General features: G+C 61.6%; 13 protein-coding genes. 8 read left to right on the top strand and 5 right to left on the bottom strand.

The features are described from left to right. Positions 1-63 precede the first annotated feature (63 nt). Complete coding sequence (locus E0H22_RS19930) at positions 64-1,665, top strand: alpha-amylase family glycosyl hydrolase (RefSeq protein ID WP_233022716.1); 1,602 nt, start codon at positions 64-66, stop codon at positions 1,663-1,665. 131 nt (positions 1,666-1,796) lie between these two features. On the opposite strand, the gene E0H22_RS19925 is transcribed toward E0H22_RS19930, so the two are convergent. Further along, a complete protein-coding gene (locus E0H22_RS19925) occupies positions 1,797-3,395 on the bottom strand; it encodes an ABC transporter substrate-binding protein (RefSeq protein WP_233022715.1) in 1,599 nt (532 codons plus the stop codon). Positions 3,396-3,605: 210 nt separating this feature from the next. On the opposite strand from E0H22_RS19925, the gene E0H22_RS19920 reads away from it, so the two are divergent. From E0H22_RS19920 to E0H22_RS19890, 7 genes are all read left to right on the top strand, one after another. Further along, complete coding sequence (locus E0H22_RS19920) at positions 3,606-5,273, top strand: ABC transporter substrate-binding protein (RefSeq protein WP_233022714.1); 1,668 nt, start codon at positions 3,606-3,608, stop codon at positions 5,271-5,273. A 211-nt stretch (positions 5,274-5,484) separates the two neighbouring features. Then, positions 5,485-6,438 carry an ABC transporter permease gene (locus E0H22_RS19915; RefSeq protein ID WP_233022713.1) on the top strand — a complete coding sequence of 318 codons (954 nt, stop codon included), beginning with the start codon at positions 5,485-5,487 and terminating at the stop codon, positions 6,436-6,438. A 4-nt stretch (positions 6,439-6,442) separates the two neighbouring features. Next, positions 6,443-7,330 (top strand): ABC transporter permease, encoded by an 888-nt coding sequence (locus E0H22_RS19910; RefSeq protein WP_233022712.1) that lies wholly within the window; start codon positions 6,443-6,445, stop codon positions 7,328-7,330. A 4-nt stretch (positions 7,331-7,334) separates the two neighbouring features. Next, entirely contained in the window at positions 7,335-8,399 is a 1,065-nt protein-coding gene (locus E0H22_RS19905; RefSeq protein WP_233022711.1) for an ABC transporter ATP-binding protein, read from the top strand. Between the two features lies 1 nt (position 8,400). Then, entirely contained in the window at positions 8,401-8,598 is a 198-nt protein-coding gene (locus E0H22_RS19900) for a hypothetical protein (RefSeq protein ID WP_233022710.1), read from the top strand. Continuing rightward, positions 8,595-10,010: an amidase gene (locus E0H22_RS19895; protein ID WP_233022709.1), complete on the top strand. Its 1,416-nt coding sequence runs from the start codon at positions 8,595-8,597 to the stop codon at positions 10,008-10,010. The genes E0H22_RS19900 and E0H22_RS19895 overlap by 4 nt, the downstream gene beginning before the upstream one ends. Then, the gene (locus E0H22_RS19890) at positions 10,007-10,978 is read left to right on the top strand and encodes an ABC transporter ATP-binding protein (RefSeq protein WP_233022708.1); all 972 of its coding nucleotides are present in this window, start codon (positions 10,007-10,009) and stop codon (positions 10,976-10,978) included. Before E0H22_RS19895 ends, E0H22_RS19890 begins: the two co-directional genes overlap by 4 nt. A gap of 67 nt (positions 10,979-11,045) precedes the next feature. Here the strand turns inward: E0H22_RS19890 and E0H22_RS19885 are convergent, their stop codons facing one another. The 4 genes from E0H22_RS19885 to E0H22_RS19870 form a co-directional block, all read right to left on the bottom strand. Beyond that, positions 11,046-11,534, bottom strand: coding sequence for a CinA family protein (locus E0H22_RS19885; protein ID WP_233022707.1), 489 nt, complete (start codon positions 11,532-11,534; stop codon positions 11,046-11,048). After that, positions 11,531-12,472: an MBL fold metallo-hydrolase gene (locus E0H22_RS19880; protein ID WP_233022706.1), complete on the bottom strand. Its 942-nt coding sequence runs from the start codon at positions 12,470-12,472 to the stop codon at positions 11,531-11,533. The genes E0H22_RS19885 and E0H22_RS19880 overlap by 4 nt, the downstream gene beginning before the upstream one ends. 83 nt (positions 12,473-12,555) lie before the next feature. Next, positions 12,556-13,881, bottom strand: a complete 1,326-nt coding sequence (gene tcuC / locus E0H22_RS19875; protein WP_233022705.1) for an MFS transporter — start codon at positions 13,879-13,881, stop codon at positions 12,556-12,558. A 113-nt stretch (positions 13,882-13,994) separates the two neighbouring features. Further along, positions 13,995-14,894 carry a transcriptional regulator GcvA gene (locus tag E0H22_RS19870; RefSeq protein ID WP_233022704.1) on the bottom strand — a complete coding sequence of 300 codons (900 nt, stop codon included), beginning with the start codon at positions 14,892-14,894 and terminating at the stop codon, positions 13,995-13,997. Positions 14,895-14,970 lie beyond the last annotated feature (76 nt).

Below are 14,970 nucleotides of genomic sequence, written 5' to 3'. Positions count from 1 at the left end.
TTCCTTGGAAGGGCCGCTTTTTCGTGCCGATTTTAGCTCATTCCGTCGGGTTCAATCCGCCTCATGACCTTTTCAAGCAACGCGCCTGCAGCATCGATCTGGTGGCAGGCTGGGACGATCTATCAGATCTATCCCCGCTCATTTCAGGATTCAAACGGAGATGGTGTTGGCGATCTTGCCGGTATCGTTCAGCGTCTGCCCTATCTGCGTCAGCTCGGCATCGATGCCGTCTGGATTTCGCCGATCTTCCCATCGCCGATGGCTGATTTCGGTTACGACATCTCGAATTACGTGGACATCCATCCGCTGTTCGGCTCGCTCACGGATTTCGACAGGCTGGTGGAAGCGGCGCATGCCAACGGATTGCGGGTCATCCTCGATCTTGTGCCGAACCATACCTCCGACGAGCATCCTTGGTTCGTCGAGAGCCGGTCGTCGCGCGACAATCCGAAACGCGACTGGTACATCTGGCGCGATCCTAAGTCGGACGGCAGTGCGCCGACCAACTGGCTATCCGAATTCGGCGGCAGTTCGTGGCAGTATGACGAGGCCACGGGGCAGTGCTACTATCACGCCTTCCTCGACCGGCAGCCCGATCTCAACTGGCGCAATCCCGATGTACGCGATGCCATCTATGAGGCGATGCGCTTCTGGATGCGCCGCGGGGTTGATGGCTTTCGCGTCGACGTGATCTGGCACCTGATCAAGGATGACCAGTATCGCGATAACCCGGTTAATCCCAACTATATTGCAGGCCGCCCGCCGCATGAGAAGCTGGTCTCCCTCTACTCCGCCGATCGCCCGGAGACGCAGGAGATCGTCGCGGAGATGCGCCAGGTCGTCGATCAATTCGAGGATCGCGTGCTGATCGGCGAGATCTATCTGCCGATCGACCGGCTCGTGGCCTATTACGGCAAGGACCTTTCCGGCGCCCATCTGCCGTTCAATTTCGCGCTGCTGTCGGCGCCGTGGCATGCGCCTGACATCGCCGATCTGATTGCGCGCTATGAGGCCGCGTTGCCGCTCGGCGCTTGGCCGAATTGGGTGCTCGGCAACCACGACCGGCCGCGGGTCGCGACGCGCTTAGGCGAAGCGCAGGCGCGTGTCGCGGCGGTGCTGCTGCTGACGCTGCGGGGCACGCCGACGCTCTACTACGGTGACGAAATCGGCATGAAGCAGGTGCCGATTGCGCCGGATCAGGTGCAGGATCCGTTCGAGAAGAATGTGCCGGGGATCGGTGTTGGCCGCGACGGCTGCCGCACGCCGATGCAGTGGTCGGCAGGCGAGAATGCCGGCTTCACCACGGGCATGCCGTGGCTGCCGCTCGATGACGATTACCATGAGAAAAATGCGGCTGCGCTGGCCGCTGATCCGTATTCCATCCTCAGCCTCTATGTGAAGCTGATTGCCTTGCGGAAGCGCACACCGGAATTGGTATTCGGCACCTACGATCAGGTGGAGACGCAGGATGCGATTCTCGCTTATCGGCGGACCTATGACGAGCAGTCGATTCTGGTCGCGCTGAATTTCACGGGCGAGCCCGCATCACTTCATGTCAGGGCCGGGGAGGTGCTGATCTCGACGAAGCTCGATCGCCAAGGAGAGAATGTCGCCGGACCGCTGGAGTTGAGTGGCAACGAAGGCGTGATCGTGCGGTTGCGGTAGTTTGACGGCGCATTTGTCGTCCCCCGCAAAAGCGGGGAATCCAGCAGACACCGACGTCGGCGAACAACCACCGGCAGCGCGTATATTGGGCCACCCGGTCAAGCCGGGTGGCGACAGTTGTGAGTATCGGATCAGTCCAGGCCGATCGTCGTCAGATCCTGGAACCAGTGCTGCGCCTGCACGAACTTCTTGACCTTCGGCGACAACGCATGCGGGTTGGTGTCGTGCACCACCCAGACCAGAACGGCATCGTCGACAATCTGCGCATGAGCTTCGGCCAGGAGTTCGTCCTGCTTCTTCTGATCGAAATTGTTCTTGGCCTCGTCGATCAGGGCATCGACCTTCGGATTCTTGTAGCCGCCCCAGTTCACACCGACTGGCGCGATCTGGCCGGAATGGAAGAAGCGAACGATGGCGTAGAGTGGGTCCGAGGTGACGTAGGCAATATTGTTCGACGTGATGCCCTTCATGCTGTCGTCGGCGGCGCCCTTGCGCCACGCGGTGTAGAGCACTTCGAGCTCGACCACCTTGAACTCGATCTCGATGCCAATTTCCTTGAAGCTCTGCTGCAAGAATTCATTGATCGGCAGCGAGAGCATCTGGCCGGTGCCGCCATTGGCGATGATGAAAGTCGCCTTCAGCGGCTTGTCCGGGCCATAGCCCGCCTCTTTCACCAGCTTCTTGGCTTCGGCGAGATCGTATTTGATCTTGAAGCTCGGCTTGCCGAACCACGGGCTCGACGGATCGACCTGACCGATCGCCGGCTTGGCGAGACCGTTCATGAGTGCAACGACGCCATCGCGGTCGATGGCGAGGTTAAGTGCCTTGCGCAGGCGGACGTCAGTCCAGGGCGAACCCGGAAGCACGCTGAGATGATAGTTCCAGACATGCGGCGTAACGTTGTCCACGATCTTCATGCCGGCGCCCTTGAGTTGTGGCACGGCATCGGGAGCAGGGGTTTCGATCAGATCCACCTGGCCGGCGAGCAGCGCGTTGGTGCGGGTGAGCGCTTCCGGCATCGGGATCAGCACCAGCTTGTCGGTTTTCGGCAAACGCTTCTTGTCCCAGTAATCAGCGTTCTTGCTGAGCTCGGCGAGTTCGCGCGGCACCAGCCTGGTCAGCTTGAACGGGCCGGTGCCCGAAGGTTGCGACGCGAATTTGTCCCAGTCCTTGCCGACTTTTTCATATTGCGCCGGGCTGGAGACGAGGAACCAGAGCATCTGATAGGGGAAAAATGAATCGACTGTCTTGGTGGTGATCTCCACCGTGCCGTCGTCGATCTTGGCGTAACTCGCGACCGACGGCAGGCGGGTCTTCACCTGCGCACTCTGGCGCTTGTCGAACTGCGGTGCCTTTTCATTCAGCACCTTGTCCAGATTCCAGATCACCGCATCGGCATTGAAGTCGCTGCCGTCGTGAAACTTGACGCCCTTGCGCAGGGTGAAACGCCATTTGGTCTTGTCCGTGTCGTCGACCTTCCATTCTGTGGCAAGGCCGGGGATCAGTTTGCCGGGACGATCGGCCACGTCCATTTCCCATGCGACCAGCGGGTCGTAGATGGTGTAACCGGTAAATTGATAGCCGCCGGCGCCGCGATCGGGTTGGCCGGTCGTTAGCGGAATGTCCGCCATTGAAATGCCGTAACGCACAACGCTCTCGGCTTTCGCGGGTGCAGCGAGGCCGACAACGGCCGCAAGTGCCGCACCAACGAAAGAAAACTTCAAACTCATCCCCAGCTCCTGACGTGAACAACAGTCGCTGGCATGCAAGCAAGCTTAATGCCACACTCATACCGCTTGCGTGGCATGTGCCAGTCGGTCGCGGGTGAAAGGGGTGTACACCACAAGCGCACGTTGCTCTGATTTGTGGCACAGGCGTTGCATTGCTCTGCATCAGAATTAGCCAACTGAATTCGTTTAGGAAGAAGGGGACTAGTTAGAATGCGTATCAACAAACCGGCCGCCGGCCGTCTGAAGACGGCTCTTGCCATGCTCACCGTCGCGACGACGCTGACGCTGCCGCAATTCGCGCAAGCCGAAATCGTGGTGAAGATCGGCATGACTGCCGCGGATATTCCGCGCACGCTCGGTCAACCCGATCAGGGCTTTGAAGGCAATCGCTTCACCGGCAATACAATGTATGAGGGTCTCACCCTGTGGGATCTTTCCTCTGCCACCAAGCCGAGCGTTGTGATCCCTGGATTGGCTACGGAATGGGCAGTTAACGACAGCGACAAGACCAAGTGGATCTTCAAGCTGCGTCCTGGCGTCAAATTTCACGACGGTAGCGATTTCAATGCCGACGCCGTGGTATGGAACGTCGAGAAGGTGCTGAAGCAGGATGCGCCGCAATTCGATGCAAGCCAGGTCGGTGTCACCGCCTCGCGCATGCCAACGCTGGTCTCGGCAAAGAAGATCGACGACATGACCGTCGAGCTGACGACGAAAGAGCCGGATTCCTTCCTGCCGATCAATCTGACTAACCTCTTCATGGCAAGTCCGACCAAGTGGCAGTCTTTCTATGACAAGGCGCAAGGCGCCGACGCCAAGGCAAAGTCGGCTGCCGCGTGGGATGCGTTTTCCAAGGACGCATCGGGCACCGGTGCATGGAAGATGTCCAAATTCACGCCGCGCGAGCGTCTCGAACTGGTGAAGAACGAAGCCTACTGGGACAAGGCGCGTGTGCCGAAGGTCGATCGTCTGGTGTTGCTACCCATGCCGGAAGCCAATGCACGCACCGCGGCGCTGCTGTCCGGCCAGATCGACTGGGCCGAAGCGCCGGCGCCGGATGCGGTGAAGGAGATCACCGCGCGGGGTTTCAAGATCGAGAAGAACGAGCAGCCGCATGTATGGCCTTGGCAGTTTTCGCGTATCGAGGGCTCGCCATGGAACGACATTCGTGTTCGTAAGGCCGCCAATCTCTGCATCGATCGCGAAGGTCTGCGCGACGGTCTGCTTGCCGGTCTGATGGTTCCTGCCACCGGCACCTTCGAGCCCGGCCATCCCTGGTATGGCAATCCGTCCTTCAAGATCAAATACGATCTGAAGGAAGCGCAGAAGCTGATGGCGGAAGCCGGCTACGGCCCCAACAAGAAGCTCACCGTGAAGACGCAGACCTCTGCTTCTGGCTCCGGCCAGATGCAGCCGCTGCCAATGAACGAATACCTGCAGCAGGCGCTGGCGGAATGCTATTTTGACGTCAAGCTCGACGTCATCGAGTGGAACACGTTGTTCACCAACTGGCGCCGCGGCGCCAAGGATCCGACCGCCAACGGTTCGCATGCCACCAACGTCACTTATGCGGCAATGGATCCGTTCTTCGCTCTGGTCCGCTTCCTGCAATCGGGTATGGCGCCGCCGCTATCGAACAATTGGGGCTTCATCAACAATCCCAAGTTCGACGAACTGGTGAAGAAGGCACGCACCACGTTCGACGCGGCCGAGCGCGACAAGGCCCTTGCCGAGTTGCACGCAGCGTCGGTGGATGATGCGGCGTTCCTCTATGTGGCGCATGACGTGGGTCCTCGCGCGCTCAGCCCGAAGATCAAGAACTTCGTGCAGCCGAAGAGCTGGTTCGTCGATTTCTCGACCATGACCATGACGCCGTAAGGCGCTTCTCTACCCCTCTCCCGTCAGGCGAAGCTTCGCTAGAGCGGGAGAGGGGACCTGAGCGAAGCGAAGGCGGGAGAGGGCCTGTTAGCAGGCGACCAGCCGAACCATCCCCTCCTGTCTCGATCTCGCTCTGCTCGATCGATCCACCCTCTCCCCGTCCGGAGCTCCGCTCCGGCCAAGGGCGCGGGGAAGAAAGTAAAGGTGCCCCTTGTTCGCTTATGTTGCCCGTCGCATCGTCTATGCGATCCCCATCATTCTCAGCGTCGCGCTGGTGTGCTTCCTGCTCGTGCACATCACGCCGGGCGATCCGCTGGTGGCCGTTCTCCCCGCCGATGCTTCTCAGGAGTTGGCGCAACAGCTGCGCGTGGCCTATGGATTCGACAAGCCGCTGCCGGTGCAGTTCGGCCTCTGGGTTTGGCGTGCGCTGCATGGTGATCTCGGCGCCTCCATCGCGACGGGCCGTCCGGTGCTCGCCGAAGTCATGAATGCCGTCCGCAACACCGTGATGCTCGCGATCTTCGCCGCAGCCATCGGCTTCACGCTCGGCCTGTTCTTCGGTCTGGTCGCCGGTTATTTCCGCGATACCTGGGTCGACAAGGTCGCAACCTCTATCGCCATCGCCGGCGTCTCCGTGCCGCATTACTGGCTTGGCATGGTGCTGGTCATCATCTTTTCGGTCCAGCTCAACTGGCTGCCCGCAGTCGGTGCCGGCCCCGGCGGTTCCGGTGCCTGGGCGTGGGACTGGGAGCACATCAAGTATCTGATCCTGCCTGCGGTCACGACGTCGGTTATCCCCATGGGTATCGTCACCCGCACCGTGCGTGCGCTCACCGGCGACATTCTCTCGCAGGACTTTGTCGAGGCGCTGCGCGCAAAGGGTTTGCAGGAATTCAAGGTGTTCAAGCATGTCATCAAGAACGCCGCACCCACGGCCCTCGCGGTGATGGGCCTGCAACTCGGCTACATGCTCGGCGGTTCGATCCTGATCGAGACCGTATTTTCCTGGCCCGGTTCGGGCCTGTTGCTGAACTCGGCAATTTTCCAGCGCGACCTGCCGCTGTTGCAGGGCACGATTCTGGTGCTGGCGTTGTTCTTCGTTTTCCTCAATCTTCTGGTCGATATCGCGCAGGCGTCCATCGATCCGCGCATCAAGCGGGCCTGACGCCATGACTGTGATCACAGATACTGCCCTCCAGGCAGCACCCGCCACCAAAGCCCGCGGCTATTGGGCGACGGTCGGCCGCCGCATCGTCCGTGACAAGGTCTCCATGGCCTGCGCCGCGATCCTGCTGCTGATCCTGCTCGCTGCGATCTTCGCACCCTATCTCGGTCTTGCCGATCCCTATCAGGGCTCGATGATCCGCCGCCTGCGGGCCGTCGGTACGCCCAACTATCCGCTCGGTACCGACGAGCTCGGTCGCGACATGCTGGCACGCCTGATCTATGGCGGCCGGCTGTCGCTGCTCATCGGCATCCTGCCGGTGATCTTCGCTTTCATCATCGGCACCGGACTTGGTCTCGTGGCAGGCTATGTCGGCGGCAAGCTCAACACCGCCATCATGCGGACGGTGGACGTGTTCTATGCCTTTCCTTCGGTGTTGCTGGCGATCGCGATCTCCGGCGCGCTCGGTGCGGGCATCGTTAACTCCATCGTCTCACTCACGATCGTCTTCGTTCCACAGATCACCCGCGTGGCGGAGAGCGTCACCACCGGCGTACGCAATATGGATTATGTGGAAGCGGCCCGTGCTTCGGGCGCCGATGCCTTCACCATCATGCGCGTTCACATGCTCGGCAATGTGCTGGGTTCCATCTTCGTCTATGCGACGGGCCTGATCTCGGTGTCGATGATCCTCGCCGCCGGTCTCTCCTTTCTCGGCCTCGGCACCAAGCCGCCGGAGCCGGAATGGGGTCTGATGCTCAACACGTTGCGCACCGCGATCTATGTCAATCCGTGGGTGGCCGCGCTGCCCGGCGTGATGATCTTCGCCGTGTCGATCTGCTTCAACCTGCTGAGCGACGGCATGCGCAGCGCCATGGATATCCGGAACTGACGCCATGACAGATACGCTCGAAATCACCGACAAGATGCTCGATCCCATCGAGGACCTCGGTGGCGAAATGCAGCCGCTGCTGCATGTGAGGGGCCTGACAAAGCACTTCCCGGTGCGCGGCGGCCTGTTCTCTCCCGGCAAGACCGTCCGCGCGGTCGACGACGTCACCTTCGCCATCGGCAAGGGCGAGACGGTCGGCATCGTCGGCGAGTCCGGTTGCGGCAAGTCCACCACGGCGCGTCTTCTGATGCATCTGATGCCGCGCAATTCCGGCGACATCATTTTCGACGGCCGCATGGTTGGTCGTGAGCTGACGCTGCGCGAGTTGCGCCGCGGCATGCAGATGGTGTTTCAGGACAGTTACGCCTCGCTGAATCCGCGCCTCACCGTCGAGGAATCCATCGCCTTTGGCCCGAAGGTTCATGGCATGGCCGACAAGGCCGCCCGCGCGCTGGCCCGCGATCTGCTCGGCAAAGTCGGGCTGCGACCGGAAATATTCGCCAATCGCTATCCCCACGAAGTCTCCGGTGGCCAGCGTCAGCGCGTCAACATCGCGCGCGCGCTCGCCTTGTCGCCGCGCCTCGTCATTCTCGACGAGGCCGTGTCGGCGCTCGACAAGTCGGTCGAGGCGCAGGTGCTCAATCTGCTCGTCGATCTCAAGCGCGAATTCGGCTTGACCTATCTCTTCATCAGCCACGATCTCAATGTTGTCCGCTACATCTCCGACCGCGTGCTGGTCATGTATCTTGGCGAGGTGGTCGAACTCGGTCCCGTCGATGAGGTCTGGGATGCGCCGGCGCATCCCTACACGCGTGCGCTGCTCGCAGCCATGCCGTCCACCGATCCTGACAACCGTACCCAGACCCCGCCGATCACCGGCGATCCGCCGAATCCGATCGATCCGCCGTCCGGCTGCCGCTTCCATACCCGCTGCGCCTTTGCGGAAGCCATGTGCGGCGAGAGCAAGCCGGCGCTGACGGAGATCACTGCCGGTGGTCATCAGGCGGCATGTTTCATGGCGATTCCCGGCTCCGGTCACAGCAAGGCGCCAGCCGCAGGAGTACAGTAAGATGGCGAAACCCAATGCGAAGCAGATCAAGGTTCTGTCCGAAGTGACGGGATTGCCAGCCTCCGATGAAGTGGCCGAGCGTATCGCCGTCTCCATGGGCCCGGCCTTCGACAACTTCGCCGCCATTGCCGGTACGTTGCCGCTCGATCTCGAGCCTGCGACCTATGTCGCGGTCCAGAACGGAAAGGTCGGCAAATGAGCGGTACCGAACCTGCATTGCTCTCGGTGACCGAGGTTGCGGGCGCAATCGCGGCGAGGAAGCTGTCCTCGCGCGAGGCGACGCAATCCTGCCTCGACCGTGTTGCCAAATGGCAGCCGCATCTCAACGCCTACATGTCCATCGAGGCCGAGACCGCGCTTGCGGCGGCTGAAGCAGCCGATGCGGCTCTTGCCAAGGGCGAGAGCTGCGGTCCACTGCATGGCGTGCCGATGGCGCATAAGGATATGTATTACGACGAAGGTCACGTAGTGACCTGTGGCTCCAAAATCCGCAAGGACTGGGTCGCCAAGAGCACTGCCACCTCGCTACAACGCCTGAAGGACGCCGGCACGGTCAGACTGGGTTCGCTGCAGATGGTCGAATTTGCCTTCGGCCCCCTCGGTCACAACACGCACTACGGGCCGGTCCGCAATCCCTGGAACGTCGCTCATGCGACCGGCGGTTCGTCTTCGGGCTCCGGCTCGGCGGTGGCCGCGCGCTTGACCTTCGCTGCGCTTGGTTCCGACACCGGCGGCTCGATCCGTATGCCCGCGCATTTCTGCGGCGTCTCCGGCCTGAAGACGACCGTTGGCCTTATCAGCCGTGCGGGTGCGATGCCATTGTCGCAGTCGCTCGACACGGTCGGCCCGCTGGCGCGCACGGTCGAGGACTGTGCACTGGTCACCGGCCTGATGGCGGGTGCCGATCCGCTCGATCCGACCGCCAGCTCTCGCGAGGTGCCGGACTACATGGCGGCCACCAGGGCGTCCGCCAGGGGCATGACCGTCGGCGTCCCGAAGGCCTTCTACGTGGACGATCTCGATCCCGAGGTCGCCGCGATCCTGCAGAACACCATCGCGGCGTTGAGGGACGAGGGGATTGCGATCGTCGAAGTCGATCTTCCGAACCAGCTTCAGCTGAGCGGTGCGTCGCAGCTCGTGCTCGCCACGGAAGCCGCGGCCCTGCACAAGCGCTGGATGATCGAGCGCCCGCAGGATTACGGCCCGCAGGTCCTGATGCGCCTCGAGAACGGCCTCGCTGTTACCGGCGTTGCCTATCTCGAAGCTCTGCGATGGCGCGGTCCGGCGCTTGCCGCACATTTGGCCGCTGTTACGGGTGTCGACGCCATTCTGGCGCCGGTCTCGCCGATGGCAGCGCCGCGCATCGATGAGACCGACATCGGCAACGGTCCGGGTGCCGAGGCGCTGATCCAGCGTGTCACGCGCTTTACGCGTCCGATCAATTATCTCGGTCTGCCCGCGCTTTCGATTCCGGCCGGTTTCACCAAAGCGAACCTGCCGGTCGGCATGCAGCTCGTCGGCCGCCCGTTCGAAGAGACGACGATCCTGACGATCGGTGCGGCGTTCCAGCGCGCGACCGATCACCATACGAAATGCCCGGACCTGCCATGACCAATCTGATCGACGTTCGCAATCTCAATGTCCGCTTCGGCGGCGAGCGCACCGTTTATGCGGTCAACGATCTCAGTCTGTCCGTGAAAGAGGGAGAGGTGCTCGGCCTGCTCGGCGAGTCCGGCTCCGGCAAGAGTGTCACCTTGCGTGCGCTGATGCGTCTGTTGCCGAAGAAGCGCACGCAGATCACCGGCACCATCAACGTGCTCGGTAAGGACGTGCTCGCGCTGGATGACGAGGAGCTGTCGAAGTTTCGCGGCCAGAGCGTGTCCATGATCTTTCAGGAACCGGCGCTGGCGCTCGATCCCGTCTACACCATCGGTCAGCAGATAGCCGAGAGTGTGGTGCGACATGAGGGCAAGACCTATGCGGAAGGGATGAAGCGCGCACTCGACATGCTCGAAGTCGTGCGCATTCCCTCGGCCAAGCGCCGTCTCGACGCCTATCCGCACGAGATGTCGGGCGGCATGCGCCAGCGCGCCATGATTGCGCTTGCGCTCGCCTGCAAGCCAAAAATCCTGCTGGCGGATGAGCCGACCACCGCACTGGACGCCACCGTGCAGATCCAGGTTCTCCTGCTGCTGCGTGAGCTGCAGCGCGAGTTCGGTATGTCGATCATTTTCGTCACCCACGATATCGGCGTTGCCATCGAAATTTGCGACCGTGTCGCGGTCATGTATGCCGGCCAGATCGTGGAGCAGGGCACGCTGAGTCAGATCGTCCGTTCGGCCGTGCATCCTTATCCGAAGGGGTTGCTGTCCTCGACCGTCCACGGTGCCAGGCGCGGTAAGCGGCTGGAGACCATCCCTGGTACGCCGCCCTCGCTCGACAAGCCGCCAACGAGCTGTTCCTTCGCTCCGCGTTGCAAGTTCGCCGAGCCACGCTGCGTCGAAGGTCCGCCGCCGAATGTGGAGCTCGCGGGTGATCGCGTGGTGCGCTGTATCAGGGCGGAAGCGGTGATGGCATAGTCCCGGCATGCGCAGTCGCGCTTCCTTCACCTCTCCCCGGTGGGGAGAGGTGAAAAGAGTGGCGCTGTTAATTTTTCAAATTCTTCAGCAAGAACGTCAGTGCCGTCTGCGCGAACACCTGCATGTTCTCTTGTCGGTCGCTGCTGCCGGTTTCCAGCGTCATGACGTCATTGGCCGGCCCCGCTACAGCGATACAGCTATGCCCGGCGGCATCGCCATAGCGATTGCCTGAGGGCCCGGCAGCGCCCGTTTCCGACAATCCCCAGTCGCAGCCCAGCCGCTCGCGGATCTGCGATGCAAGCAGTTGCGCATAGGGCTCGGATGACGAACGCATGCCCGGCACCCGAAACGCGTCGTCGGGAATCTCCATCAGCGCACGTCGCGCATCGCGCGTATAGATCACGCCGCCACCGATGAAATAGGCGGATGCGCCGGGCACTGCGAGCAGAGCCGCAGAGAGCAGCCCGCCTGTCGAGGATTCCGCGACACCGATCGTCTGCTTGCGTGCGATGAGCTCGACCGCGACTTTCTCGGCCAGGGGAAGCAGGTCCTTCACGACTTGACTCCCACCTTCTTCGGCACCAATGAACCATAGACGGCGCGGATGAAGTTCTTGCTCGCCGTCTCGTTCGGTGCCCATTTTGCATCGAAATCGGCGAACGGCTTCGCCGCCATCACCTCGTCCTCGGTCTTGCCTTCCTTGACCAGTTTCGCCATTCGGTCGCGTGCGGTGACCAGCATGTCGCGATAGGCGGTGAGTGCAGTCCTGTCGCCGAGTGGGCCGTGGCCGGGGACGATTTTGGTCCTGTCGTTGGTCATCTTCAGATAGGTGTCTGCCGCGGCGATCATGCCTTTGATGTTCCCGCCGTTGAGGACGTCGATATTCGGATAGCGGCCGTTGGTGAAGGTATCGCCGGTTGCGAGCACATTGGCGCTCTTGAAATAGACATAGGTGTCGCCGTCGGTATGCGCATTCTTGATGTGGTGCAGTTCGGCGATGCGGCCCCGCAGGCTGAGCGATAGACGGTTCGGATAAGTGCGTGTCGGCAGTGCCGCCTTCGGCGCGGGCGGGTTCTGTCCGCCAGTCAGGAAGTTCGCCGTTCCCTTGGCGAGGCGCGTCCGCACCTTGATATTCGCAACGATGGTCGCGCCTTCATTGGCAAATGCTTCGTTGCCGCCGGTATGGTCGCCATGGAAATGCGTGTTGACGACGTATTTCACCGGCTGCGGGGTCAGCTTGGCGATCGCGGCTTTGATCTTGTCGTGCAGCGGCGCGAATTGGCTGTCGACAAGGATGGCTCCGGATTTGGCGGTTGCGAGGGTCATGTTGCCGCCCATGCCTTCCAGCATGTAGACGCCGTCGCCGAGATCGGTGGTCTTGATCTCCACTTTGGAGAAATCCGGCGGCGCTGGCGTTTGGGGCGTCTGTTGTGCGAACGCATGCGTGGTAAAGGCCAGAAGTGAGCCGGCAAGAAGGATCGCGAGACGACGCATGAGGCACTCCAGGAAGTCGAACGCCGATGTCTTAGCACATCGGCGTTCCCGTCAATCCTTCGATATGTTCACTTCAGCGTGCCTCATGCGGCCACAGGTTTTTGCGCGGTGACCTCACCGCGGTTGCGATAGATCGCAAGTGCAGCAATTGCGCCGCTGGCGGCGGCCGCCATCAGCCAGAAGCCGGGTGAGGCGCGGTTGCCCGTGTTTTCGATCAGCCAGGTTGAAGCGAATGGCGTGAAAGTGCCGAGCAGGCCGGCAGCGAGCGCGAATGCGAGCGAGAAGCAGGTCGTTCGCACATGAGGCGGAACCACCTCGACCAGCGCGCCCAGCATCGTGCCGCTGTAGATGCCGAAGTAGAACGAGAACAGCATCTCGACCGCGAGCATTTTGCCGAATGTCGGCGCGCTCACCAGCCAGCTCAGCGCGGGATAGGCGGTGAGGAAAGCGAGACAGGTGATCGTGAGCAGCACGGGCTTGCGGCCGATACGATCCGATAGGGCGCCGCCCACCGGGTTCCAGAAGAAGTTCGTTATCGCGATGAGACAGGTCACGATCAGGCTGTCCTGCGTCGTCAGTTTCAACACGTTCTTGCCAAAGGTCGGCGTGTAGACTGTGACGAAATAGAAGGTCACGGTGGTCATCGTGGCGAGCATCATGCCGAGCAGCACGATGCGCCAGTTGGCGGCCGCGGAAGCAAACACTTCACCGGCCGTCGGATGCTTTTTCATCTTCAGGAATTCCGGCGTCTCTTCCAGCGTACGGCGCAGGAAGAACAGGAATGGAATGATGATGCAGCCGATAAAGAACGGAATACGCCAGCCCCATGCGTCGACGACATCCTTCGGCATCATCTCGCTGAGCACGAAGCCGATGATCGCCGCGACCAGGATCGCAACCTGCTGGCTCGATGACTGGAACGACGTATAGAAGCCGCGATTGCCGGGGGTCGAAATCTCCGACAGATAAACCGATACGCCGCCAAGCTCGACGCCGGCGGAGAAGCCCTGCAGCAGCCGCCCGATCAGCACGATGATCGGCGCCGCAACGCCGATGCTCGCATAGGTCGGGCAGACCGCGATAGTCACGGTACCCACCGCCATGATTGCGAGGGTGACGATCAGTCCCTTCCGGCGGCCGATCTGATCGATATACGCGCCGAGCACGATGGCCCCGACCGGGCGCATCAGGGCGCCGAGCCAGAAAACGCCGAAGGTGTTGAGCAGCGAGGCGGTCTCGTTGTCGGATGGAAAAAAGGCCTTTGCGATGGCGCTGGCGTAGAATCCGAACAGGAAGAAGTCGAATTGCTCCAGAAAATTGCCGCTGGTTGCCCGCAGAATTGCCGCAAGGCGAGACTTGATCTGGGGTGTCGAAACCGCGTCCGGCGCGGCATTTCGTGTGGCATCCATGTGGCGTTCTCCCGGCATCCTTGCGACCGGCGAGATGCGCGGCCGGGCAGCTCGAGGCTACCAATATGCGGCAATCTGCCACAGTTGGTCGGGGTGGGCCAAGCCGAAACGGATCAGGCTTTAGACGGAACTTGCGTCAGCAGCCACATTCGGAAGGCGCGGAGATTGGGGGTATCCGCACTCGCTTCAGGCGAGACGAGATAGAAGCCGGCATCGGCCGGCAACGTGATGTCGAACGGCATCACAAGGCGGCCGGAGGCGAGGTCGCCTTCCACATAGGTCGTACGGCCGACCGCAACGCCGAGGCCGTCAATGGCGGCTTGCAGGGTCATGAAGATCAGATCGAAGCCGAGTGCGGGCTGCCTCGAAATCGTGAGGGGCAATCCTGCGGCGGTCAGCCAGAGACGCCAATCGTCGTCGTGGCTGGCATTGGTGTGGAGCAATGTGTAGCGCGCGAGATCTTCGGGTTTGCGAAGGGGACGATCGCCCATCAGCAGTTTGGGGCTGCACACCGGAAACAGTTGATCCGCCGTCAGCCAGTCGGCGCGCAGGCCGGCCCACTGGCCGCGGCCGTAGCGGATCGCGGCATCCACGTCGCCGCTCTTGAAGTCCACCAATGTCGACGACGTCGTGATGCGTACGTCGATATGCGGATGTGCCTGCTGGAATGTGGAAAGCCGCGGCAGCAGCCATTTCGAGGCGAAGGATGCGAGCGTGCTGACCGTCAGGACATGATCACGGTCGCGATGCAGTAGACGATCCGTTGCCAATCGCAGGTCGTTAAATGCCGCGCGTATACCCGGCAGGTAATCGCGGCCCTGTTCGGTGAGTGTCAGAGTGCGGTTCTGGCGAACGAAGAGTTTGACGCCGAGTTCTTCCTCCAGCCGCTTGATCTGATGACTGATGGCGGTTTGCGTGACGTTGAGCTCGTCCGCCGCAAGGGTGAAGCTGAGATGCCGCGCTGCGGCCTCGAAGGCGCGCAGGCCGTTCAGGGACGGCAGTCTGGGACTCATCGCTGCTCTCCGTCAGCCAGCTCAACGCATGAGTTTATCTCATATATTGCGATGCACAATGTCGTTTGTCGCCGCC

The organism is Rhodopseudomonas boonkerdii (assembly GCF_021184025.1).
Lineage (GTDB): Bacteria > Pseudomonadota > Alphaproteobacteria > Rhizobiales > Xanthobacteraceae > Tardiphaga > Tardiphaga boonkerdii.
The sequence above is the reverse complement of the archived record's forward strand: the minus strand, read 5'-3'. Positions and strand labels throughout refer to the sequence as shown.

Excerpts from the sequence above, each read along its gene's own strand:
- E0H22_RS19925 (WP_233022715.1), bottom strand. The coding sequence starts at position 3,395 with ATGAGTTTGAAGTTTTCTTTCGTTGGTGCGGCACTTGCGGCCGTTGTC.
- tcuC (WP_233022705.1), bottom strand. The coding sequence starts at position 13,881 with ATGGATGCCACACGAAATGCCGCGCCGGACGCGGTTTCGACACCCCAG.
- E0H22_RS19900 (WP_233022710.1), top strand. The coding sequence starts at position 8,401 with ATGGCGAAACCCAATGCGAAGCAGATCAAGGTTCTGTCCGAAGTGACG.
- E0H22_RS19880 (WP_233022706.1), bottom strand. The coding sequence starts at position 12,472 with ATGCGTCGTCTCGCGATCCTTCTTGCCGGCTCACTTCTGGCCTTTACC.
- E0H22_RS19910 (WP_233022712.1), top strand. The coding sequence starts at position 6,443 with ATGACTGTGATCACAGATACTGCCCTCCAGGCAGCACCCGCCACCAAA.
- E0H22_RS19895 (WP_233022709.1), top strand. The coding sequence starts at position 8,595 with ATGAGCGGTACCGAACCTGCATTGCTCTCGGTGACCGAGGTTGCGGGC.
- E0H22_RS19890 (WP_233022708.1), top strand. The coding sequence starts at position 10,007 with ATGACCAATCTGATCGACGTTCGCAATCTCAATGTCCGCTTCGGCGGC.
- E0H22_RS19870 (WP_233022704.1), bottom strand. The coding sequence starts at position 14,894 with ATGAGTCCCAGACTGCCGTCCCTGAACGGCCTGCGCGCCTTCGAGGCC.
- E0H22_RS19920 (WP_233022714.1), top strand. The coding sequence starts at position 3,606 with ATGCGTATCAACAAACCGGCCGCCGGCCGTCTGAAGACGGCTCTTGCC.
- E0H22_RS19930 (WP_233022716.1), top strand. The coding sequence starts at position 64 with ATGACCTTTTCAAGCAACGCGCCTGCAGCATCGATCTGGTGGCAGGCT.
- E0H22_RS19905 (WP_233022711.1), top strand. The coding sequence starts at position 7,335 with ATGACAGATACGCTCGAAATCACCGACAAGATGCTCGATCCCATCGAG.